The organism is Halomonas pelophila (assembly GCF_040196315.1).
GTDB lineage: Bacteria > Pseudomonadota > Gammaproteobacteria > Pseudomonadales > Halomonadaceae > Halomonas > Halomonas pelophila.
The window spans coordinates 1-22,329 of record NZ_JBEGCI010000003.1 but is presented as its reverse complement, the minus strand read 5'-3'; the positions used below and the strand labels follow the sequence as shown (position 1 = coordinate 22,329).

Genomic DNA, 22,329 nt, shown 5'->3' with positions numbered 1-22,329 from the left:
GATTCCTCCTGCGGCGCGGCCCCCGAAGTGACCGCGCCGGTATCAGCGGCTAATAGTGGCTAGTAGCCCAACAAGCTGGGCAGCCAGAGCGATATCTGCGGAAAGTAGGCGATGATGAACAGTGCCACGATGGAGCCCGCGGCGAAGGGCAGCGCCTTCAGCGAGATCTCCTCGATCGAGGCGCCGCCTATCCCCGAGGCCACGAAGAGGTTCTCCCCGAGCGGTGGCGTCTGGAAGCCGATGGCCAGGGCGCAGACCACCACGATGCCCACGTGCACCGGGTCCATGCCCAGCATGTACATGATCGGCAGCAGCACCGGGGTGAGGATCATGATCGCCGCCAGGGTCTCCATGAACATCCCTACGAACAGCAGGAAGAAGATGATCATCGCCCAGATGAGGTAGGTGTTGTCGGTGAACCCCAGCATCGCCTCGGCAATGATGCCGGGGACCCGTTGCTCGACGAGCAGGCGACCGAACACCGTGGCGGTGAACAGGATCAGCAGCACCCGCCCGGTGATCCAGGTGGTGGTCTGCAGCGTGCGCAGGGCCGGCTTCCAGGCCAGTTCCCGATGCAGGAAGACCCCCACGATCAGCGTGTAGAAGATCGCCACGATGGCCGACTCGGTGGGGGTGAACAGCCCGCTGTAGATGCCGCCGAGGATGATGATCGGTGCCAGCATCGACCAGATCCCCTTGCGCAGGGTGCCGCGAATCTGCGGCCAGGACCAATGATCGGTCAGGCCACGATAGCCGCGCTTCTTCGAGATGAAGTAGTTGATGGTCAGCAGGCAGCCGGCGATGACCACCCCCGGCATGATGCCGGCGATGAACAGCTTGGGAATCGACAGCGTCTGGAAGGCGCCGTGCTCGGCGATGGCCTCGGGCGGCGGCTGCAGGCCCATGCCGGAGATGCCGAAGATGACCATCGGGATCGAGGGCGGAATCACCACCCCGAGCCCGCCCGAGGAGGCGGTGATGGCCGAGCCGTAGCCGCGGTCGTAGCCGCGGTTGGCCATGGCCGGGATCATCAGCATGCCCACCGCCGCCGTCGTCGCCGGCCCGGAGCCGGAGATCGCGCCGAAGAACATGCAGGCGAACACCGTCGCCGCGGCGAGGCCGCCGGTCACGGGCCCGGCGAAGGCCTCGGCGATATCGACCAGGCGCTTGGAGATACCGGCGGCCTCCATCAACGCCCCGGCCAGGATGAATGCCGGCAGCGCCATCAACGGGAAGGAGCCCACCGAGGTAAAGGCGATCTGCACGAACGCCATGGGGTTCTCGCCCAGGCTGATGAAGGTCGTCAGTGCCGCCACGCCCAGCGACACCGTGATGGGTGCCCCGAGGATCAGCAGCAGGAAGAAGGCACCGAACAATACGTAAATAATCGTGGTATCCATACTCAGTGCTCCCGCGGCGCCGGGCCGTCACCCGCCGCGTCATCGTTATGCTTGAGTTTCTCGACCTCCTGGGACTCGGGGTCCACGAGGTCCACCTTCTTGACGAACTTCAGGTAGTTGTTCTGAAGGATTCGCAGCGTCATGGCGACGAAGGCGATAGGCAGGATCAGATAGAAATACTTCATCGGAATGCCCAGGGTCTGGGACTTCCAGAAGAGGTTCATCTTGTTGAAGACGAAGTCGTAGCTCAGGTAGATGAAGACGGCGTTGAAGCCGATCCAGATCAGATCGGTGAGCAGGGTGCAGAACGTCTCGACCCAGCGCGGGAAGAACTTGAACTGGAAGGTGACGCGGTTGTGTGCCGACATCTTGGTGGCATAGACCGCCCCCAGATAGGCGAACCACACGAAGGCGTAGGTCGCCAGTTCATCGCCCCAGGGCAGCGAATAGCTGAAGAGATTCCTGAGCACGATCTGGGCGAACAACAGTAAGACGAAGGACACCAGGAGGAGCTGACAGAGGACGCTCTCCAGGTTGTCGATGATCTTGAAGAGAAGCGATTTCATGAGACTGGCCCCTTGCGATCAGACTCCCGATGGGCAGTTCCCCGCACCGGCCGGGAGCCGGTGCGGGGGGGACACTGCATGCCGCGATGGTGAAGATTACGGCTGCGGTGCGGGATCGCGACCCAGGGCGGAGAGCACCTCGTCGAGCTTCTCCTTGCCGCCGATGCTGTCGTAGAAATCGGGCCAGATGCCGGTCGCCTGCTCGATCCACTGCTGCTCGTCGTTGGCGGGCTGAGTGATCTGCATGCCGTGCTCTTCCACCAGACGCTTCTTGATGGAGGCTTCGGTATTGATCAGGTATTCGTAGCTATGATCGGTGGCTTCTTCGCCGGCTTGAAGCACAAGCTCCTGCATCTCGGGGCTGAGGCTCTGGAACTTGCCCTCGCTGATGATCAGCGGCTCCATCGAGAACACGTAGCAGCTCTCGGTGACGTGATCCTGCACCTCGTAGAACTTCATCGCGTCGATGGTGATGTAGGGGTTGTCCTGACCGTCGACCACGCCCTGCTGCAGCGCGGTGAAGGTCTCGGACCAGGCCAGCGGGTTGGGGTTGATGCCCCAGGACTGGTAGGCGGAGATCATGATCTCGTTCTTGGGCACCCGAATCACCAGGCCGTCGAGATCCTCGGGCGAGGCCACGGGACGCACGGAGTTGGTCAGGCGACGGCAGCCGGAATAGGCCCAGCCCAGGATGCGCACGCCGGCATCGCGGATGGTGTTCTGGGTGAGTTCCTCGCCGACCTCTCCCTGGGTCAGCGTCTTGGCGTCCTCGGGGCTCTGGATCACGTAGGGCAGAGTCATCACGCCCACGGTGGGCGAGAACGGCGTGATGTTGTTGATGGCCAGCACCGAGAGGTCGAGAATCCCCATGCTGGCATTGTTGACGGTGTCCTGCTCACTGCCGAGCTGGCCGTTGGGGAACAGGTCAATGGTGACCTCACCCTCGGTCTTTTCCTCGACGAGATCGGCAAAGGTCGTGCCCAGTTCGTACTGGGTGCCACCGGCGGCGTCGCCCAGGGCCATCTTCCAGGTCTCGGCCATGGCCTGGCCGCTCACGGCCAGGGTCGCGGCGGATACTGCCATGGGGAGGAGTAGTTTCTGGATACGCATTGTGATCTCCACAGCTTGTTATTGTCGGAAGGACAGGAGGCCAGCGTGAGGCGGGACGCTCCTGGATGACGGCGAGCCAGGGTGTCCATCGAGGGCGGCCCAAGGCGGCGATTCGAGGTGATTTATTGTGATTCTCACCGCGCCTGCCTCGACTCCGCGATCTCGCCCATCGCCGATCATCGGGATACATGCTGTACGCCATATCCTGACTACCACGTTCTACGCACTCCCCCCGGAGGCCACTAGAACCAGTCTCTCGACATCGATTGGTCCAGCCCACCGAATCGTACAAAGATTGATCTTGCCTCAAAGTAGAAGACACCTCATCAGAAAGCGCTCTGAGACTAGATTAATGGTGGCAAGACAAGCCAGGGCCCGGCAGCCTCATAGCACGAACAAACCGTGCCCCTTGGGGCATCAGGTTAAGGTGCCAACTGGCCAAGAAATCGGAATGACGTGGACTCGCCAAAAAACCGCGATGCTCTTGGATGGAAGCCAGACGTGAAGTGCAGCGTCATCCATCGACACCATCAGGCATTCGCCATCCTGTGTAGAGGCTCGATCGGCCAATCGGCTCGGTGGCCACCACGGCTGAGCAAGATCAGATTGTCCTCGTCGGCCCGCCGATGACGCTCACATCGCCATCGAGGCGCTCTCCAAGGGCCTCGTGCCGTGGTCGGCACCAGGCCCCTGGCGTCGCACCGTCGACGGCTGGACCTGTCCGTGGCCGACGAGCGACGTTCTGACATGTCAATTTCAGGCCCGTCGGTCATCACCCTTTCCAGTTGGCAATCCCGAGGGCTGGACCCATTGCCCACCCTCAACTGGCACTATTCCTGTCAAAAATGTAACCTCTAGGCTAAGGTTATGCCTTATAGCGAAGTGAGCCATGATTATCAATAAGCTAGAAGCTATAACGAACTGATCTACAGCAAACCTTAGAAAAGCAATAAGACCGGACAACGGCTCAACCAAGTATAATAACTAAGGGGCTAACGAAGTGATAAGCAAAGCATTCGACAAGATCATCAATGTCATCGCCGAAACCATGGGACTGATTGGCTCCCTCTTAATCCTATACTGCATGATTTTCGGCGTCACCGATGTCTTCCTTAGATATGTCCTCAACTCTGCATCCCAATGGATCGGCGCCACCATACAGGCCGCCATGGTGCTTATTGCCTGCATGGGGGGAGCCTATGCACTGAAACACGGCTCCTTTATAAAGCTCGACCTATTCTATGAGAAGTTTTCCGCTAGAAAAAAGGCGATTTGCGACATCATCACCTCCTCACTAACATTCGCTTTTCTTGGTGTGCTGATCTGGAAGGGAACCGATGCCGCACTGATGTCAATCAAGTTCAACCAGACAACCCCCACGGCCATTCCCATCCCGATATATCCTGTAAAAACAGTCATACCACTTGCCGCATGTGTCGTACTGCTGATAGTGATCCAGCAATTCGTGCAGGATGTTAAAACCGTAATCAAAGGTTCGAAAGAATAAATAACAAAAAATTCGACGGCGACAATAGCCGCGATACCCGCAGAAAGGTAGAAAAAGGAGAAAACATATGACAACTATAAAACATACCATTTTCGCCAAAACCATGATCTGTGCAGGGGTAATGGCCTTTACGCATTCTGTTGCTCAGGCGCAAGAGAATGGTCCGCCGGACGAAGTAACCACGTGGACCTTCCAGCCCGCCTTCGACTCGTCGGACGCCGGATGGGATAACGGCCTGATTCCGTGGATCGAGGCAGTGGAGGAGGCTACTGAGGGTACGGTGCAAATCAAGCTGATGCCGGCAGGCTCACTGACCAGCGGCTCCGAAGCCTTCATGGCAGCCGCTGCCGGCATGACCGACGGTTACGCCGGTTGGGCGTCGGTCTATGGTGGCGACCTGCCAGAAGGCATGCTGGCGTTCGGTTTGGCGATGGGTGCCAACAGCCCTGAAGAAGCCTGGGAGGTCATGTGGGGAGAGGATTACCGAGTCGGTGATCTCGTGCAGGAGGCTGCCCATGAGCGGAATCTTCACTGGATTGGCTGGACCGACCAGGGAACGAACGCCATGTTCACCAAATTTCCCGTAGAGAAGTTCGAGGACCTGGCGGGCAAGAAAATGCGTGCCGGTGGCCCTCAGGCGCTGTTCCATGAAGCACTTGGCGGAACAGCGGTCTCCATGGGGGCCGGCGACATCTATACGGCCATTCGCCTCGGAACGATTGAGGGCACCTATTGGGACACCGGTGGTATCGACGACATGTCGTTCGATGAAGTCGTTGACTATGCAATCCAACCGGGCTGGAACCCTGCCCAGCATCAGGAAACCTTTGTCAACCTCGACGCCTGGAATGCTTTGACCGACTGGCAGCGTGAACAGATCGAAGGCGTTTTCAAGGACACCTACTTCGAGACGAGCCAACTGCATGCCGATCAGGTCGATATCGCGCTTCAGTCCCTGAAGGACGAAGGCGGCGAAGTCATTACCTTCTCGGAGGAAGAGGTGGAGAGAATGCGTGAGTTCTCCATCAACGAAGTCTGGCCCAAGGTAGCAGAAACTTCTGAACGCAATGCCAAAGGCGTGGAGATCTTCAAGCAATTCATGAAGGACAAGGGATACTACTGAGCCATTAAAAGACTCAGCCGACCTTCCACAGGGCTAATTAAACTCCCGATCTTTTTGCTGTTTCTTAAAGATCGGGAGTTTACTGACAGCGTCTCGCGGCGAGCCCAAGACATTGAAATCTTGCAATGAGGACACCGTCCACCCCTCTCGGCCACCTCAAGGAAACCAGTGGCTTGACGTCTAAACAATCCACATCGAAGGCCTACTCGCGGGACATTTTTTTGACAAGGCAGCCCGACAATCTCCAAGAATAAGGTTACCTCATGAGCCTTGAACTCATAACGCTTCTATACTTCGTGTGCCTCTTTGGAGCTTTGTTCCTGGGGTTACCCGTTGCTTTTGCACTAGGCGGCACTGCTGTTGTGTTCGCTGCCATGATCGAACCCAGCGCCTTACTGGCAATTCCTAGTGCCTTCTACTCCACCCCCTGGAACTCAGTATTGGTAACGGTGCCTCTCTTTCTGTTCATGGGGAGCCTGATACGCTATTCGGGAATTGCGGACGCTGCCTATGAAGCCGTCTATAAACTGATCGGCCATATCCCTGGCGGCCTCGCCATTGGCACTGTACAGGTCAGCACAATCTTTGCCGCGGTCACCGGCATCACCCCACCAGCGACTATCACCATGGGGCAGATCGCCTATCCATCGATGATGAAGTACGGATACAATCGCAGAATCGCGATTGGCGCCATTGGTGCAGGCGGCGCACTGGGAGCTCTCATTCCGCCCAGCGTTCCCTTCATCTTCTATGGCCTGCTGGCAAATGCTTCCATCGGGGACCTGTTCCTGGCCGGCCTCCTTCCGGGACTGATGCTGGCCCTCTTCTATACCATCTACATCTGGCTACGCTGCAAATATCAACCGTCAATGGGGCCGGCACTGCCTGCAGATCAGAAGTTTTCCCGCCGTGAAAAAATGCGATCCCTGGTGGGTATCTGGCCCTTCATCCTGCTGATATTTATAGTTCTGGGTACCATCTGGGGGGGGATCGCCACGCCGTCGGAAGCCGCGGCCTTTGGTGCCACCAGCGCTTTGTTGATCAACATGGCTAACGGTCGCCTGACCATAAAAGTGTTCAAGGACTCGTTGAGCACCACGGTCAAACTGACAGGCATGGGGCTCTGGATTCTGATCGGCGCCAGCATCTTCCTGAATGTCTTCAACACATTAGGAAGCCAGAACTTGATCACGGACATGGTGCTCGCCATGCCTGGGGGCACCACTGGCATCCTATTGTTGATGATGCTGATTATCCTCATGCTCGGGATGGTCATGGATGACTGGGCCATAATCATGCTTTGCACCCCCCTTTTCCTGCCGATAATCGAAGCCTTGGACGTCGATAAAATCTGGTTTGGGGTCCTCTTCATTGTAAACATTCAGATTGCCTACCTGACGCCACCTTTCGGCTTCGTGCTGTTCTGGATCAAGAGCATATTGCCTAAAGATGTAGGCTGGAGTGATGTCTACGGCTCCGTTGGCCCCTTCGTGATGCTACAGTTGCTCGGCCTTAGCCTCGTCTTCCTGTTCCCCGAGATTGCTACCTGGTTACCGGAACTCTTCGACTAACACCGTCTCAGAATGGTGCCATCGGCCTAGGGCTCAACGAGCAATGAACGCATTGCCGAGCCCTATGGCCGACACGGTCGCCCCCCGGCCCTCCTCCCCCTGACATCACGTCAGAAACGCCGAGATAAGCTTCAAGACCATGTCCTTACCCATACAACGCGAAAGACGGCTTGCCACGCCGCCCAGGATCGGACATCAGCGACTACTCCACGGACTCGTCGGCATCAGTATCGTCCTTGTCCTCACACTAATCCTGCAATTTTCCGGGGCCCTGGGAGGTCGACCCGGCACGCCCTGGCTTCAACTGTCGGCCGTGGCCGGTGGGCTGCTGCTCATGACGCCCCTGCTCTTCAGCCTTGCCAAACGCAGCCCGTTGTCGGTCAGCCCTCCCCGCTGGTTTGCCGCTCACGTCCTGGCCAGCATGGCCGGCTTCGTCTTAATCAGCCTGCATGTCGCCGCAGGTGGTATTTTCAGCACGCCTGGCATCCTCTATCTGCTCCTGGTGTTTCTGATCGTTCAGGGCATCGTGGCTCGGGTCTTCCTGTCCCGGCAGTTTTCCCGGCAGTTCGGCTCGAGGGAATCCAGCTTCACCGTCACGGATGCGGCGCGACGTGAACTCGCCGAGGTGATCGCGGCCAAGGCCCGTCTATTGGCGCGTCTCGACCCCCAGGCCAGCGAGGCCTTGTTCTCTCCCAACCTGCGACATGCCGTGAGCCATCCACTGCTGACGCTTCGCTATGCGCGCCTGGTGGCTCAGGAGTCTCGCCTGGTAGGGGCGCGTCGTCGCGCCGGTCGTACCCTGTCGATGTGGCGCCGCCTGCATATCCTCGCTGCCTTTCTGTTCCTGTCCGGCATTGTCATTCACGTGGTGACCGTGACCTTCTTCGCCGGCTACGTGGCCGGCGACGACTCTATCTACTGGTGGCACCTGGCCACATGGGGAAAAGAGACATGAGCCAGATATGCCTGAGCATCGACCTGGAACGCTGTACCGGCTGCAAGAGCTGCGAGGCAGCCTGCAAGCAGGTCAACGGCCTCGGTCCCGATGAGTATCGCAACAAGGTGATGTGGCTGGGCGATCCGTCACTGCCCGAGCTGGACTTCCTGACCGTGACCTGCCAGCAGTGTGAACGCCCGGCCTGCCTGAGAGCCTGTCCGGTGGTTCCCAAGGCCCTGCGCAAGGATCCGAACACCGGAGTGGTGAGTGTCGACGAGTCGCTGTGCACCGGCTGCGGTGAATGCGTGCTGGCCTGCCCCTACGGCGCCATGGGCTATGACCCGGTGGACAATCACGCGGTAAAATGCGACCTCTGCGCGCCGCGGCGTGCCCGTGGCGAGATGCCGGCCTGTGCCAGTGTCTGCCCGACCCGCGCCATCACCTTCGGCAAGCGCGAGGACCTGCTGAACCTGGCCCATGAGGCCGACAAGCCCGTTCGCGACCATGACCACTTTCTGCAGGGCCCGGCCACTCTCTATCTGGATCGCTCCCTGGATGCTGGACGCACGACACCCAGGGACCCCCTGGCCGACAAGCACCCACCGGCCGTGCAGGGGGCGCCTCTCTCTGGGACGGCGCCCACCTCGAAGTGGGTGCAGATTCCGTATCGCAAGGTCGACGACCTGCAGCCCGACGAGGTCAAGCCGGGGGGCTGCAATATCTGCTTCAACGGCTGCACCCTGAAATTCGGCATGAAAGATGGCGAGGTGGTACAAATCCTCGGCAACGACGAGGACCCCGTTTTCCAGGGTCGCATCTGCGCGAAGTCGCAGATGACGCTGCAACTCTACCGAAATCCGAGCCGCCTGACCCACCCCCTCAAACGCCGCGGCCCCCCCGGCAGCGAGACGTTCGAACGTGTCAGCTGGGATGAGGCCCTGGATGACATCGCCGACCGGCTCAAGGCCATCCGCGAACGCGACGGCAGCGAGGCCCTGGCTATCCACATGGGCACACGGACCGGGGTGCTCAATATCATGGGCTTCGTTCCCATGTTCACCCAGATGTGGGGGACCCCGAACTTCCTGACCACCGAGCCGTTCTGCGATGCGAGCAAGGTCGTCGCCCTGGAGCTGACCCTGGGCTCCACCTGCCAGCCCAATATCTACACGCCAGAGGATATCGGCAGCGCCGAGCTGCATGTGTATTTCGGCGACAACCAGGCCGAGACCCGACCGGTCAACTTTGGCATGGTCAATGACTGGCGCTTACGCCGCGGCGCCGGGATGGTGGTCATCGACCCTCGACTGACCGCCACCGCCAGCAAGGCCGATCGCTGGCTGGCCATCCGTCCCGGCACCGACATGGCCCTGGCGCTGGGGCTGATTCATGAGATCTTTTGCCAAGGCTGGCATGATCTCTCGTTCTGCGAGCAATGGGTACAGGGCTGGGAAGTCTGGCGAGATTTCATTCAGGAGCAGGGCTACACCATCGACTGGGCCAGTGATCTCACCGGTCTCGACGCCGCGCTCATTCGCCAGCTTGCACGGGACATCGCCCTTGCCGATGGCTGCATGATCTTTGCCAGCCGCGGCATCAACCAGCACAGCAACGGGACGCAGGCCAACCGGACGCTGATGTTCCTGGCGGCCATCACCGGCAACTGGGGACGCCGTGGGGGCGGCTACTTCAACGTGGCCTCCGAACCCGATTGGGGACGCGTCCAGATCCCGGAGGAGCACCGGTCCCCGGTCGATCGCCCGGCGCTGGGCAATAGCCCACGCCAATGGATGCAAGGCATGCTGGAGGGGGCCCCCTATGCCGTTCGTGGCCTGATCACCGGCAATAACCCGGCCGCACACTGGCCGGACCGACAGCGAGTCCAGGAGGCCTTCCGCTCCCTGGACCTGCTGGTGCACATGGATCTCTTCTTCAACGAGACTTCGGCACTGGCGGATTATGTCCTGCCCGCCGCTACCGGTATCGAGAAAGGTGGCATCAGCCGTCTGGCGGAAGACCGGCGTATCGTCTGGAACGACCGTCTCATGGACCCGCCCGGGGAGGCCCACTCGGACCACTGGTTCTGGATCGAGCTGGGCAAGCGCCTGGGCTACCAGTCAGTGCTACAGGACCGCTACAAGGACCCAGCGGTGTTCTGGGACGAGGTGATGCGTCAGGCCACGCCTTCGCTGAAGGGCGTGACCATGAAGCGCCTGACCTCGACACCCTATCGCTGGGTGCGCATCCCCGTTGCCGACGAGGCTGCCCCAGAGCCGGATACGCTCTATATGGAAGGCACCACTGCCTTCGGCTGCGAGTCTGGAAAGCGTTTCCCCACTCCCAGCGGACGGCTGGAATTCTGGACCCCCACCATCGAGGCCAAGTTTCGTTCGCTGGGCCTGTCTTCGCTGCCGCATTTCTACACGGAGGCGGAAGCAAATTCAGGGCATCCCCGGGTCGTTCCCGATGATCGCCCGGCCGAGGTCTCGCCGTTCTTTCATTCCCCCACCCTCGCCGACACTGTCTCGCTGCAAGCCTCAACCGGGGATGATGGGACGGAGTGGGATACTCAGCTGGTGACCGGTCGCCCCACCGCATCGCACTTCCACTCCTGGACGCACTACTTCTGGCAAGCCCAGGAAATGTGGCCGGATCTCTATTGCCAGATCCACCCGGACAAGGCAGGTCCTCGGGGCATCCGAGACGGTGAGCCGCTGGTCGTCGAGTCGCCCCGTGGGCGCCTCGAGGCCAGGGCCTGGGTGACCTCGGGCATCCACCCGGACGTCATCTTCATTCCTATCGGCTGGGACACGCTTCAGCCCTTCCAGCCCTGGGGATCGGTCAATGAACTCACCGACGGGACTCTGGATCCGGTGTCCCACCAGACCAATCTGAAGCTGCATCGCTGCCGAGTCATGGCTGCCAGAAATTCGTGAACTCCGCCCTCGGCCACGCGCCCGAGGGCGGGATAATCCACTGGTAATCGCGGCACGTCCTTGGCATGATCATCCGGCTATTACATTCCATTCCCGCGGCGCTTGATGGCGACCAGCGGCGTATCGGCCTGAGCCCTAGATGATCGAGCTACTCTTCCACCTAGACCCGGACCTTCCGGAAAGTCTGCAGAAACAGCTCCGCGAACAGATCGCCCGCGCGATCCTAGACGGCCACCTGCCCCTGAACGAGCCGCTGCCCTCGAGTCGCAAGCTGGCCAAGGAGCTGCATGTCGCCCGCAACACGGTGATGCTGGCCTACGAGCATCTGCTCGATGACGGCTACCTGATCGCCAGGAAGCGCAGCGGCTACTTCGTCAATCCCGAGATCCTCGAGGGCCGAGCCGAGAAACCGGTGCGCCTGAACGATATCGATGCCGAGCGCCTGCCTTGGGAAGAGCTGCTGACCATGCACCCCTCCCGGCAGCAGACCATCAACAAGCCCAGCGACTGGCACCGCTACGACTACCCCTTCCTGTATGGCCAGATCGATCCCGAGCTCTTTCCGACCCAGCACTGGCGTGAGTGCAGCCGCGATTCCATGAGCGTGCCGGCGATCCGCAGCTGGTCGGTGGACCACCTGAACGACGACGATCCACTGCTGATCGAGCAGATCCACAAGCGGATGCTGCCGCGCCGCGGCGTCTGGGCCAAGCCCGAGGAGATCCTGGTCACGGTCGGCGCCCAGCAGGCGCTGTGGATCACCTGCATGCTGCTGCTCAAGGCCGGCCGTCGTTTCGGAATGGAGAATCCCGGCTACGTGGACGTGTACAACATCGCCCGCACCTTTACCGACGATATCCAGCTGCTGCCGGTCGACGAACAGGGCATGCGCCTCGACCCGACGATTGCCGATTGCCAGCTGCTCTACGTGACGCCGAGCCACCAGGCGCCGACCACGGTCACCATGCCGCTGGAGCGACGCCGCGAGCTGCTCGACATGGCGGAGATCGACAACTTCCTGATCATCGAGGACGACTACGAGAGCGAGACCAACTACCTGGACAATCCCACGCCGGCGCTGAAGAGCCTGGATCGCCACAATCGGGTGATCTACGTGGGCAGCCTCTCCAAGACCCTGGCGCCGGGCCTGCGCCTGGGCTACATGGTCGGCCCGCCGGCGCTGATCCGCGAGGCCCGGGCGCTGCGCCGCCTGATGCTGCGCCACCCGCCGACCAACAACCAGCGCGCCGTGGCGCTGTTCCTGGATCGCGGCTATCACGATGCCCTGCTGCGCCAGATCCACCAGACGTACCATCACCGCTGGCAGCGCATGAACGAGGCGCTGGCCCGGCACATGCCCCATGCCTTCGTTCCCTCGACCTACGGAGGCTCGTGCTTCTGGGTCAAGGGCCCCGAGGGGCTCGACTGCCATGAGCTGCGCCGCCTCGCGGCCGAGCAGAGCATCCTGATCGAGTGCGGCGACATCCACTTCTTCGACGGCCCCCACCTCGAGTACTTCCGGCTAGGCTTCTCGGCCATTCCCGAGGCACGCATCGAGGCCGGCATCGAGCGCCTGGCGGCGCTGATTCCTCAGGCGATCTCACGGTGACGGCCGCCAAGCCTGCCGCTTCTCATCCGTCATGGCGGCCGCCCGACTAAGCGACACCGGCCGCCTCCGCCTGCCCCAGCCGCGAAAGGGTCGCGATCAGTTCCTCGAAGCGTCCCCCTGCCCGGCCGATGCAGACCAGCTGGCACCGCCCGGAGCGCGCGGGTGCTGGCTGCGAGTTCAGGCGTCTCCCGCTGAACTGCAGCAGCTGACGCTGCTGGCGGTCCCGGCAGTACAGGAAGCCCTTGGCGCGCAGCAGCACATCACCGTAATCGAGCAGTAGGTCTCGAAGCCGATCGATATCCACGGCGCCCGGCATCGTGAGGCTGGCCGACTGCCAACCACTTTGCGAAGCGGTATCGTGATAGAGGGCTCTGGCCGTGATGGCAGGCGATTCGATCGATCGCTGGTCAGCCGCCGCGCCTGCCGGTCCCCCCATGTCGTGTATGGCGGCCGTCGCATTCAACTGCCTCAGCTCGCTCAAACGCGCGTCGACGTCATTGGTAGTGGAGAGCCGATTGACCAGGATCCGCGTCGCGGCCTGGATCTGGGCTCGCCATGTCTCACCGGTCAGGGGGTCGTGCCGATTCGCTTCGATCTGTTCGCCATCCACCAGGCACACCACCTCCTTGAGTGTCAGGCGCTGCGAAAGCCGGGCGATATCGGCAATACGTGCAGGATCGGCGACCCCGCTGGTCTCGATGAACACGGCCCGTGGCGCCTCCTTCAGGCGCATGGCCTTCGCCAACTGCTCGGCCAGGGTGCCGCCCAAGGTGCAGCAGATACAGCCGTTGGTCAGCTGGATCAGCTGCTCGTCCCGGTAATCGATGAGCTCGGCATCGATATTGATATCGCCAAAATCGTTGATCACGATCAGGGAGTGCTCGGGTATCCCTTCGCGAATCAGGTCATTGAGATAGGTCGTCTTACCGGCCCCGAGGAAGCCCCCGATCACCGTCAGGGGGGCCCGCGCCGCATCACTCGGCTTCATGCACTCGCCCTCCCAGCACCGTGGCCACGACGCGGATCTCCTTGAGGTCTTCCGGGGCAGACGCCAACGGGTCACGATCGAGCGCGACCATATCGGCAAACTTGCCGATCTCGAGACTGCCCACCAGGTGATCCAGGCGCAGCGTGTAGGCCGCCCCGAGAGTAATCATCTCCAGGGCCTCGTGCACCGAGAGCCGCTCTCGTTCGCCGAGGACCTGCCCCGTGGCCGTCTGACGCATGACAGCACACCAGGCGGTGAACAGCGGGCCCAGCGGCGTGACCGGCGCATCGCTATGGATGGCGGTGGGGATGCCCAACCGTCGGGCGCTGGCCAGTGGCTCCAGCCGCTGGCACCGCTCATGACCCAGGGTTCGCTGGCGATGGATGTCGCCCCAGTAGTAGAGGTGGTTGGCGAACATGTTCAGGCACAGGCCCTGCGACGAGGCCCGGCGCAACTGGGCATGATCGATCACCTGACAGTGCTGAAGGGTATGGCGATGATCGCACTTCGGCCAGAAGGTCAGCGCGCCTTCCAACGCCTCCAGCATCAGCTCGACGGCCTCGTCGCCATTGGTATGGATATGCAGCTGGAGGCCGGCCTGGTGATAGGCCTCGACGATCTCCCTGAGGGTCTCCGGCGGCGCGTTCCAGATGCCGTTGGCATGCCCGTCGTGATAGTGGGGCCACTTGAGACGGGCGGTATAGCCCTGGATGGAACCGTCGGTCATCAGCTTGACCGGGCCGAAGTGAAGCTTGTCGTTGCCTCGCTCCAGACACCCCTGAAGGCGCTGGATGCCCTCGTCTACCGACCAGGCCAGCGCCGCCATGGCGGGCACCAGTCGCACGGGGTAAGCATCATCGGCCGTGACCGCCTGAAGCGCTTCGATACCCTCGTCGGTCAGCGGGTTGTAGAGGTCGGTGATGGTGGTCACCCCGGCATTGCGGGCGACCCGGCCATACCGCCACAGCGTTTTCGGTGATCCGACCGTCTCGAAGAGGTTCATGTCCAAGGTCTCGAAGATGGCGTGCATGGCGGCCATCTCCTGGAGTTCGCCGTTGGGTCGACCATCCTCACCTATCATGATGCCTTCGATATCGGCATGCCGGTGAAGCCCCGCCAGCTCCAGCATCGCGGAGTTGACGGTCATCACATGCAGGCTGGCATGCAGGATCACCAGCGGCTGATGGTCGACCGCCTCATCCAGCAGTCGGCGATCGAGCCTGGCGCCCTCGAAGTAGACCGGGTCGAAGCCCCAGGCAATCAGCGGCCGGCCTGGCGGCAGTCGCTCGGCCTGCTCGCGGAGCAGCGCCTGGACCGCCTCGATGCTCTGGGCGCCGGCCCAATGCTGCCCTTCCGGGTCGCGCCGGGGGAAATACCCCAGATAGGGGTATTCCCACATGGTGCCTTCCAGGGCGTGACTATGTCCCTCGACGAAGCCCGGCATCAGGCAGCGATCGGCGAAGCGCGCATCGAGCGTGAATTCCCCGAACTCCTGCATCGCCGCCAGGTCGCCCACCGCCAGGATGCGGCCCTCCTTGACCGCGATATGCGTGGCCCGCGGCTGAGAGGGGTTCATGGTGATGATGCTCTTGGCCTGGTAGACCGTGATCATTGGAACTGCTCCTTGGCGGTGACGGGCGGGACAGACGCCGATGCCGCATGACGTGAGGACGCACAGGGCAGGTCGTCCCAGAAGACGGCGGCGACATTCTCCTCGCGGGAGTGGGTCGTGAGCAGGCTGCCGCCCACGGTGACCACCAGCGAGACGAAGAAGCCGGCAAACACCTGGTCCACGCCGGTCTCGAACAGCGGCCAGATCAGGGTGGTGGCGCAGGCCAGGAGCATGCCCACCAGCACCGCTTTTCCAGTGGCGCGGCGCCAGAACATGATCGCCAGGAAGGGGATCACCAGGGTCGTCGCCGACAGCCGCAGCGCCCACTGATAGAGCGAGATGATGTCGGTCATCAGATAGGCCACGCCCAGGGCGGCCAGCGAGATCAGCACGACGCTCAGCCGGGCGACCCGCATCTTCTGGTCGTTGTCGGCTGACGGGTTGATCATCCGCGCGTAGATGTCCTGCGAGATGTTGGAGGCTCCCTGGAGGATGAAGGAGTCGGCACCGGTCATCAGCGCGGAGAGCAGGCCGACGATCACGATGCCGCCCACCGCCGGATGCAGCAGCTCGACGGTCACGTAGGAGAAGATCAGGTTGGGATCCATGTCGAGCGGCACGAACTGCCGGGCCACCACGCCGATCCCGAAGGGCAGCAGCGTCAGCACCAGCAGCGAGGCGTAGGCCGTCACCCCGGCCCGCACCGCGACCCGCTCATCCTTCGAGGCGAAGATGCGCTGCCAGGTCGACTGCCAGACCAGGTAGAACGGCGCTACCGTCAAGGCAAAGGTCAGCACCTCGGTGAGCCCACCGGCGCCCGTCGGGCTGATATAGGTCGCCGGGGTACTGGCGATGATCGAGGCAACGCCGCCGCCGAAGTTGACCACCACGATGGCCAGGATCACGATGCCCAGCACCACTACCACGCTCTGCAGCGCATCGGTGACGATGGTCGCCACCAGTCCGCCGAGAATCGTGAAACCGAGGATCAGTGCAAAGGAGATAAAGACGCCGGCCCTGACGTCCATGCCGAAGACGATGTGGAAGATGGTGCTCATGCCCACGATCTGTAGGGCCGTGGTCGGCACCGAGTAGACGAAGGCGGAGAATACCGAGGGCATCAGCCCGACCCGGGCGCCGAAACGCTCGCTGAACAGGTCCGCCAGGGTATACAGGCGCTGTCGCCTGAGGGGCGCGCTGAACAGGATGATCAGCAGCATGCTGGTCAACAAGGCCGGTGCGGCGAACTTGAAGTAGCCCGACATGCCGACGGTGAAGCCCATGCCGATCCAGCCGATGAACACCGCCGCGCCGCAGTTGGTGCTGATGTGGGTTCCGACGATCTTCCAGAACCCCATGTTCCAGCCCGCGATCAGATAGTCATCCGAGTTCTTGACCTTCAGGAAGTAGTAGAACCCGATGGCGAACATGCTCACGAAGTAGGCCACGATATAGCCGTAATACCATTGCATTGATCATTCCTCACGACTTGTTGTTATTGCTCGTATTTTCAGGAATTCGTGATGTCAGGAAGCGCCCACCGGCTCGGCAAGCCGCAGCAGGGCGTGCAGCAGCACATCGGCTCCGGCGGCCAGGTCCTCGGGCTCGGCGCTCTCCGCCTCGTTGTGGCTCAGCCCCCCGGCGCAAGGCACGAAGAGCATCGCGGTGGGCGCCACCCGGGCGATATGGCAGGCATCGTGGCCGGCACCGGAGACCATCCGCCGATGCGCATGGCCCAGGGCGCGGGCGCCCTCCTCGATGGCCTCGACACAGCCGTCATCGAAGCCGACGGGCGCGGTATCCATGATCCGCGAAAACTCGTAGTCGATCGCCTCCTCCGCGGAAGTCCTCTCCACCGCCTGGCGCAGCGCCGCCTCCATGGTCTCCAGGCCCTCGGCGCGGGGGTGGCGCATGTCGATCGTCAGCGTCACCCTGCCGGGAATGGTGTTGTGCGAATTCGGGGTGTTCTCGAGGTGGCCGACCGTCGCCACGGCCTCGGGGGCGTGCTCTTCCGCAATTCCCCGGACGGCCAAGATCAGCCGGGCGGCCGCGACCAGCGCGTCTCGCCTGCCCGGCATGGGCGTCGACCCGGTGTGCGCATCCTGCCCCAGCAGCGTCAGCCGATACCAGCGCGACCCCTGCACGCCGGTGACCACGCCGATGGTCTGGCGATGCCGCTCGAGGATCGGACCCTGCTCGATGTGGGCTTCCAGGAAGGCCCCCAGTCGATGGCTCCCGCAGGCCTGCTCCCCGGCGTACCCGATCTCCTCCAGCGCCTCACCCAGGGTGATGCCGGCCTCGTCCTGGCGGGCCAGGGCGTACTCCAGCGGATAGACGCCGGCATGCACGCCGGAGGCCAGCATCGGCGGCGTGAAGCGCGCGCCCTCCTCGTTGGTCCAGACGCAGACCTCCAGCGGGCTGCGGGTCCGGATGCCGTTGTCGTTGAGGGTCTCGATCACCTCCAGCCCCGCCAGAACGCCGTAGACGCCGTCGAACCGGCCGCCTCGCGGCTGGGTATCCAGGTGGCTGCCGCAGGCAACGGGCAGGCGCTGGGGATCGGTGCCCGGCCGGCGGACGAAGAGATTGCCCAGGCGATCGATACGCACCTCGCAACCGGCCTCGCGACACCACTCGAGGAACAGGTCCCGACCTTGGCGGTCCTCGTCGGTCAGGGCGACACGACAGCATCCCCCCGCGGGAGTCTCGCCGATCTCGGCCATGGTCATGATGCGCTGCCAGAGCCGGCGCGCATTGGTGCAGAGTCTCGTCACGATTACCTTCCTTATTGATTGTTATCAGGTAAATCGAGGGAGGGGAGGCGCCGCGGCGCCGTGGCTCCCTCTCCTTCAGAAGGTAGCGAGGCGAGGTGGTCGCGTATAATATCAATATGTTAACAATTGATACTTTCAGGGCATCAAATGAACCGCTTTCTGGCGCTCCAGATCCACTACTTCATGGCGGTCGCCGAAGAGCTGCACTTCCGCCGCGCCTCCGAACGACTGCACGTGGCACAGCCGGCGGTCAGTCGCGCGATACGTCAGCTGGAGACGCAGCTCGGCGTGAAGCTGCTGGAGCGCGACAATCGCAATGTGTCGCTAACGGCCGGGGGGAAGGCATTCTATCGAGAGTGCAGGAAGGCGGCGGACATCATGGAAGGCGCCGAGGCCCAAGCTATCAGGGCCGCCAGCGGGGAGGCAGGGCATCTCATCATCGGGTACATCGACTTCGCCATCAACGGGCCGCTACCCGGTCGGCTGTCTCGATTCTATGAAGACTTTCCCGACGTCGGTATCGAGCTGGTCCGGCGCAACTCCCACGAGCAGCTTGAGGACCTCACTAGCGGACGGCTCGACCTTGGTTTGCTGATCGGCCCCGTGACCTCGGACAAGATCGCCCATCACACCTTCCACCAGGCGCCCTACGTGGCGGTACTGCCGCGCGATCATCCGCTGGCGGCGCGCCGGACGATTCCCCTCGAGGCCCTGGCTAACGAGCCCTTCATCCTCGGCAATCAGGACGCCTGGCGCCACTTCATTCCCCAGTTGCAGTCCTACTGTCTCGAGGCCGGATTCATTCCGAGGGTCGTTCGGGAAGCACCGAGCAGCGACAGCATCTTCGGCCTAGTCGCCGCCCGGATGGGTGTGACGCTCTATCCCGATGGCGACTTGAACCATAGCCGCGAAGATCTCGCCATTAGACCGCTGGAAAACAGCAATGCCAGGCTGAGTATCGAACTCGCCTGGCATGTCGACAACGCTAATCCGGCCCTGACGGCATTCATCGAACATGCGAAGTTGCCACATGTCATGAACCCGGCGCCGAGAACCTGAGTTCGCGGCGCCGGAGGACATCAATCAGAGCACCTCGTCCTTCAGGTGGTACCAGCGGTAAAGGAAGCGCTGGCCGAAGCGCCGGAAGGGCGCGAAGGCCTCGGACTCGACCTTCTCGCGCAGGTTGGGGAACGGCAACTTCGAGGTGAAGATCGGCAGATCCAACTCCTGGCCGTGTCCGGCGATCCACTGCGCCAGGCGTCGACCGGCCTGAGCCGAGTACATCACGCCGTTGCCGCCGTAGCCCAGGGCGTAATAGACCGTCTCCTTGGCATCGGGCTGATGGATGCGCGGCATCATGTCGTGGCTGACATCCACCCAGCCCCACCAGGAGTAGTCGAGCTCGATGCCCTGGAGGGCCGGGAACTTGCGGTGCATGTCGCCGACCAGCGCCGACTCGTACTTCTTCTGCGGCGCATCGCGGCCGGTGATGGCGCTGCGGCTGCCAATCTGCAGGCGATTGTCCGGCAGCAGGCGATAATAGTGACGCAGGATCCGGGTATCGGTGATGATCTGGCGCGTGCGCAGGCCGCAGGCTTCGATCTCGTCATCGGTCAGCTGTCGCGTGACGATGGAGTTCGAGAGGATCGGCAGCAGCCGGTTCTTGAGCTCGCGATGCAGGCTCTGCGAGGTATAGCCGCCGGTGGCGATGCCCACGGCCCGCGCCTTGACCACGCCGCCAGGCGTCTGCAGGTAGTGTACGCCGCCGCGGGTCTCGAAGCCCTGCACCGGGCTTGCCGGATGGATCTTCACCCCCAGCGCCCGCGCCTTGCGGTGATAGCCGAAGGCCAACTTGCCCGCGTGGATGCCGATGCCCTCGGGCTCGTGCATGGCGCCGGCCGCCTCCTGGTCGCCGAGCCACTCGCGCTTCACCGTATCGGCGTCGAGAATCTGGGCGTCGTAGTCGAAGGTCTCGCGCAGCAGCTTCGCCTCTTTCTCGAGGGTCGGCATGACCTTGTCGCGGTGGGCCACGTAGAGATGGCCGCCCGGCTGGGGCTCACAGTCGATGTCCTTGATCAGCTCCTTGAAGGTCGCCATGCCGTCGAGGCATTCGCGATGCAGCTTCAGGGCGGTATCCAGGCCGTAGCGCTGGATCCACTGCGAGCGCTTGAGGCGACCCGAGGCACACTGGGCTTGGCCGCCATTGCGGGTCGAGCATCCCCAGCTGGTGCGATTGGCCTCGAGCACCGTAGCCTTGATGCCGTACTCCTGGGCCAGGAAGATCGCCGCGGTGAGTCCCGTGAAGCCGGAGCCGATGATGACCACATCGGCATCCGTGTCCTGGGTGATGGGTCCGTCATCGGCCGGCGGCTCGCCGGCGGTGCCGATCCAGTAGGTCGGCGCATAGTCGCGTCCCGCCCCCGGGGTGGCGCTCTTCAGGGGGTCATAGGCCGGATCATACGGCTGGGAGGGTGAGGTCTTGGTTGCCTCGGTCTCCACCCCGCCTTTTGGCATTGTTGTCTCCATGATCGGACTCCTAGCAGTCTGGATGGCGTGAACGAACCCGAGGCAATCAGGCGTTGACGGGGGGACGATTCTTGCGGAAGGCGTTCTTCACGGCGATCTTGCCATCGCGGAAGGTGAAGGCGTCGATCATGCGCGCCTCGGAGCGTACGCCGTCGGTGGTGGTGCCCTGGTAGGTGGACTCGGTGAAGCCCTTGTCGCCGATCACGTGGTGCTCGGCGTCGGTCCAGCTGGCATCGGGGGCGGTCTTCCAGGCGTTCTCGAGGCCCTGGCGCACCTCGGCCTGGCCGACGAAGCTCTTGCCCTGCAGCTCCGGGCCGGCGATCGCATGGAAGACGCAGTCGTCGGTCATCATGCTCATGACGGCATCGATGTCGTGACGGTTCAGGGCATCGCTGAAGGCTTCGAGAAGTTGGGTGGTCGGTTGGCTCATGGCAGGCTCCTGACGGTTGTCGTTATTTGGTGTGTGGTTACTGAACGGGTGACACATCGAGGCGGCGCATCGGCCGCGAACGGATCCAGCCTACTGACAAAGCTTAGGGGGCATTAGCGCCAGATACACGCCGGCTGTTGGACCAGCGTGCTCGCCATGCTCGGCGATGCTCGCCGCGCCGTTCGAGATGCCACTCGGCACTCGACCCAGCACGCAAGAAGCCCCGCTCCAACGACGACGAACGTCGTTGGAGCGGGGCTTGCGTTGCGCACATGTCAGTCGATCGTCAGGCAAAAAAACCCCCGGCGATGCCGGGGGAATACGTTGCAGCACGTTCGGTGGTACGTCCGATCAGACGTAATCCTGATACTTCTCGAGCAGGCGCACCGGCTTCTTCAGCGCGTCGCGGCGGAAGGGGTCGCCCAGCTCGCGGGTGCACATGATCTCGATGATGCAGGTCTTGCCCTCGTTCATCTGCATGTCCACCGCCTTCTTCAGCGCCGGGCCCACGTCCTCGAGGCGATCCACGGTGATGCCCTCGGCACCCATCGACCGGCCGATCTCGGCGAAGCTCTGGTTGTCCAGCTCGCCGGCCACGAAGCGACGGTTGTAGAACTCCACCTGGTTCTTCTTCTCGGCGCCCCACTGGCGGTTGTGGAACACCACCGCGGTCACCGGGATGTTGTGACGCACCGCGGTCATGGTCTCCATCAGGCTCATGCCCCAGGCGCCGTCGCCGGCGTAGGCGATCCCCGGGCGCTCCGGCGCGGCCACCTTGGCCCCGATCATGGTCGGAAAGGCGTAGCCGCAGTTGCCGAAGCTCATCGGCGCGAAGAAGCTGCGCGGCTTCTCGAAGCGCAGGTAGCTGTGCGCCACGGCGTTGATGTTGCCAATGTCGGTGGAGACCATCGCGTCCTCGGGCATGGCCTTCTCGAGCTCACGCAGCACCTGGCGCGGGTGCAGGTACTCGCCGCCGGAGAACGGGGTCTCGCCCTGGGCTTCGTCGATGGCGTCGAGGCTGAACGGGTCCTTCTCGTGGGTCCACTCGTCGAGCTCGCGCTCCCAGGCGTCCTTCTCGCTGGCGATCTGCTCGGCACGCTGGGCCTTGGTGGCGTCGCACTTGAGCTCACGGCTGGCCAGCCGCTCGGTGATCGCCTCGGCGGCGTCCTTGGCGTCGCCGCAGATGCCCACCGCGATCTTCTTCACCAGGCCGAGCATCTTGTGGTCGGCGTCGATCTGGATG

At 62.5% G+C, this 22,329-nt stretch carries 17 protein-coding genes; 7 read left to right on the top strand and 10 right to left on the bottom strand.

Going from position 1 to position 22,329, the window contains the following annotated elements:
• Positions 1-59: 59 nt before the first annotated feature.
• The 3 genes from ABE957_RS03560 to ABE957_RS03550 form a co-directional block, all read right to left on the bottom strand.
• Positions 60-1,400 (bottom strand): TRAP transporter large permease, encoded by a 1,341-nt coding sequence (locus ABE957_RS03560; protein ID WP_349757312.1) that lies wholly within the window; start codon positions 1,398-1,400, stop codon positions 60-62.
• A gap of 2 nt (positions 1,401-1,402) precedes the next feature.
• Positions 1,403-1,966: a TRAP transporter small permease gene (locus ABE957_RS03555; RefSeq protein ID WP_349757311.1), complete on the bottom strand. Its 564-nt coding sequence runs from the start codon at positions 1,964-1,966 to the stop codon at positions 1,403-1,405.
• Positions 1,967-2,062: 96 nt separating this feature from the next.
• On the bottom strand, positions 2,063-3,049 hold the full coding sequence (locus ABE957_RS03550; protein ID WP_349757310.1) for a TRAP transporter substrate-binding protein: 987 nt from the start codon (positions 3,047-3,049) through the stop codon (positions 2,063-2,065).
• Positions 3,050-4,076: 1,027 nt separating this feature from the next.
• Between ABE957_RS03550 and ABE957_RS03545 the strand changes: the two genes are divergently transcribed.
• The 6 genes from ABE957_RS03545 to pdxR all read left to right on the top strand — a co-directional run bounded on the left by ABE957_RS03545 (position 4,077) and on the right by pdxR (position 12,759).
• Positions 4,077-4,583 carry a TRAP transporter small permease subunit gene (locus tag ABE957_RS03545; protein WP_349757309.1) on the top strand — a complete coding sequence of 169 codons (507 nt, stop codon included), beginning with the start codon at positions 4,077-4,079 and terminating at the stop codon, positions 4,581-4,583.
• Between the two features lie 67 nt (positions 4,584-4,650).
• Positions 4,651-5,706, top strand: coding sequence for a TRAP transporter substrate-binding protein (locus tag ABE957_RS03540; protein WP_349757308.1), 1,056 nt, complete (start codon positions 4,651-4,653; stop codon positions 5,704-5,706).
• Between the two features lie 263 nt (positions 5,707-5,969).
• On the top strand, positions 5,970-7,277 hold the full coding sequence (locus ABE957_RS03535) for a TRAP transporter large permease (protein WP_349757307.1): 1,308 nt from the start codon (positions 5,970-5,972) through the stop codon (positions 7,275-7,277).
• Between the two features lie 334 nt (positions 7,278-7,611).
• On the top strand, positions 7,612-8,232 hold the full coding sequence (locus tag ABE957_RS03530) for a hypothetical protein (RefSeq protein ID WP_349757306.1): 621 nt from the start codon (positions 7,612-7,614) through the stop codon (positions 8,230-8,232).
• Between the two features lie 110 nt (positions 8,233-8,342).
• On the top strand, positions 8,343-11,150 hold the full coding sequence (locus ABE957_RS03525) for a molybdopterin-dependent oxidoreductase (protein ID WP_349757305.1): 2,808 nt from the start codon (positions 8,343-8,345) through the stop codon (positions 11,148-11,150).
• A gap of 139 nt (positions 11,151-11,289) precedes the next feature.
• Complete coding sequence (gene pdxR, locus ABE957_RS03520; protein WP_349757304.1) at positions 11,290-12,759, top strand: MocR-like pyridoxine biosynthesis transcription factor PdxR; 1,470 nt, start codon at positions 11,290-11,292, stop codon at positions 12,757-12,759.
• 46 nt (positions 12,760-12,805) lie between these two features.
• Here the strand turns inward: pdxR and ABE957_RS03515 are convergent, their stop codons facing one another.
• The 4 genes from ABE957_RS03515 to ABE957_RS03500 are packed head-to-tail and all read right to left on the bottom strand — an operon-like array spanning position 12,806 to position 18,130.
• Positions 12,806-13,747 carry a CobW family GTP-binding protein gene (locus ABE957_RS03515; RefSeq protein ID WP_349757303.1) on the bottom strand — a complete coding sequence of 314 codons (942 nt, stop codon included), beginning with the start codon at positions 13,745-13,747 and terminating at the stop codon, positions 12,806-12,808.
• Positions 13,734-15,359 (bottom strand): amidohydrolase, encoded by a 1,626-nt coding sequence (locus tag ABE957_RS03510; protein WP_349757302.1) that lies wholly within the window; start codon positions 15,357-15,359, stop codon positions 13,734-13,736. Before ABE957_RS03510 ends, ABE957_RS03515 begins: the two co-directional genes overlap by 14 nt.
• The gene (locus ABE957_RS03505) at positions 15,356-16,831 is read right to left on the bottom strand and encodes a sodium:solute symporter family protein (protein ID WP_349757301.1); all 1,476 of its coding nucleotides are present in this window, start codon (positions 16,829-16,831) and stop codon (positions 15,356-15,358) included. Before ABE957_RS03505 ends, ABE957_RS03510 begins: the two co-directional genes overlap by 4 nt.
• A 54-nt stretch (positions 16,832-16,885) precedes the next feature.
• On the bottom strand, positions 16,886-18,130 hold the full coding sequence (locus tag ABE957_RS03500; protein WP_349757300.1) for a Zn-dependent hydrolase: 1,245 nt from the start codon (positions 18,128-18,130) through the stop codon (positions 16,886-16,888).
• A 147-nt stretch (positions 18,131-18,277) separates the two neighbouring features.
• On the opposite strand from ABE957_RS03500, the gene ABE957_RS03495 reads away from it, so the two are divergent.
• Entirely contained in the window at positions 18,278-19,189 is a 912-nt protein-coding gene (locus ABE957_RS03495; protein ID WP_349757299.1) for a LysR family transcriptional regulator, read from the top strand.
• 24 nt (positions 19,190-19,213) lie between these two features.
• Here the strand turns inward: ABE957_RS03495 and ABE957_RS03490 are convergent, their stop codons facing one another.
• The 3 genes from ABE957_RS03490 to ABE957_RS03480 form a co-directional block, all read right to left on the bottom strand.
• A complete protein-coding gene (locus tag ABE957_RS03490; RefSeq protein ID WP_349757298.1) occupies positions 19,214-20,656 on the bottom strand; it encodes an NAD(P)/FAD-dependent oxidoreductase in 1,443 nt (480 codons plus the stop codon).
• A 46-nt stretch (positions 20,657-20,702) separates the two neighbouring features.
• Positions 20,703-21,086, bottom strand: a complete 384-nt coding sequence (locus ABE957_RS03485) for a nuclear transport factor 2 family protein (RefSeq protein WP_349757297.1) — start codon at positions 21,084-21,086, stop codon at positions 20,703-20,705.
• Between the two features lie 351 nt (positions 21,087-21,437).
• Positions 21,438-22,329, bottom strand: an 892-nt coding sequence (locus ABE957_RS03480; protein ID WP_349757296.1) for a thiamine pyrophosphate-dependent enzyme, incomplete at its 5' end; no start/stop codon positions are given.

Bases quoted from the DNA above. Each gene is read 5' to 3' on its own strand.
- ABE957_RS03560 (WP_349757312.1), bottom strand. From the start codon at position 1,400: ATGGATACCACGATTATTTACGTATTGTTCGGTGCCTTCTTCCTGCTG.
- ABE957_RS03555 (WP_349757311.1), bottom strand. From the start codon at position 1,966: ATGAAATCGCTTCTCTTCAAGATCATCGACAACCTGGAGAGCGTCCTC.
- ABE957_RS03550 (WP_349757310.1), bottom strand. From the start codon at position 3,049: ATGGCAGTATCCGCCGCGACCCTGGCCGTGAGCGGCCAGGCCATGGCC.
- ABE957_RS03540 (WP_349757308.1), top strand. From the start codon at position 4,651: ATGACAACTATAAAACATACCATTTTCGCCAAAACCATGATCTGTGCA.
- ABE957_RS03535 (WP_349757307.1), top strand. From the start codon at position 5,970: ATGAGCCTTGAACTCATAACGCTTCTATACTTCGTGTGCCTCTTTGGA.
- ABE957_RS03530 (WP_349757306.1), top strand. From the start codon at position 7,612: ATGACGCCCCTGCTCTTCAGCCTTGCCAAACGCAGCCCGTTGTCGGTC.
- ABE957_RS03525 (WP_349757305.1), top strand. From the start codon at position 8,343: ATGTGGCTGGGCGATCCGTCACTGCCCGAGCTGGACTTCCTGACCGTG.
- pdxR (WP_349757304.1), top strand. From the start codon at position 11,290: ATGATCGAGCTACTCTTCCACCTAGACCCGGACCTTCCGGAAAGTCTG.
- ABE957_RS03515 (WP_349757303.1), bottom strand. From the start codon at position 13,747: ATGAAGCCGAGTGATGCGGCGCGGGCCCCCCTGACGGTGATCGGGGGC.
- ABE957_RS03510 (WP_349757302.1), bottom strand. From the start codon at position 15,359: ATGATCACGGTCTACCAGGCCAAGAGCATCATCACCATGAACCCCTCT.
- ABE957_RS03505 (WP_349757301.1), bottom strand. From the start codon at position 16,831: ATGCAATGGTATTACGGCTATATCGTGGCCTACTTCGTGAGCATGTTC.
- ABE957_RS03495 (WP_349757299.1), top strand. From the start codon at position 18,278: ATGAACCGCTTTCTGGCGCTCCAGATCCACTACTTCATGGCGGTCGCC.
- ABE957_RS03490 (WP_349757298.1), bottom strand. From the start codon at position 20,656: ATGGAGACAACAATGCCAAAAGGCGGGGTGGAGACCGAGGCAACCAAG.
- ABE957_RS03485 (WP_349757297.1), bottom strand. From the start codon at position 21,086: ATGAGCCAACCGACCACCCAACTTCTCGAAGCCTTCAGCGATGCCCTG.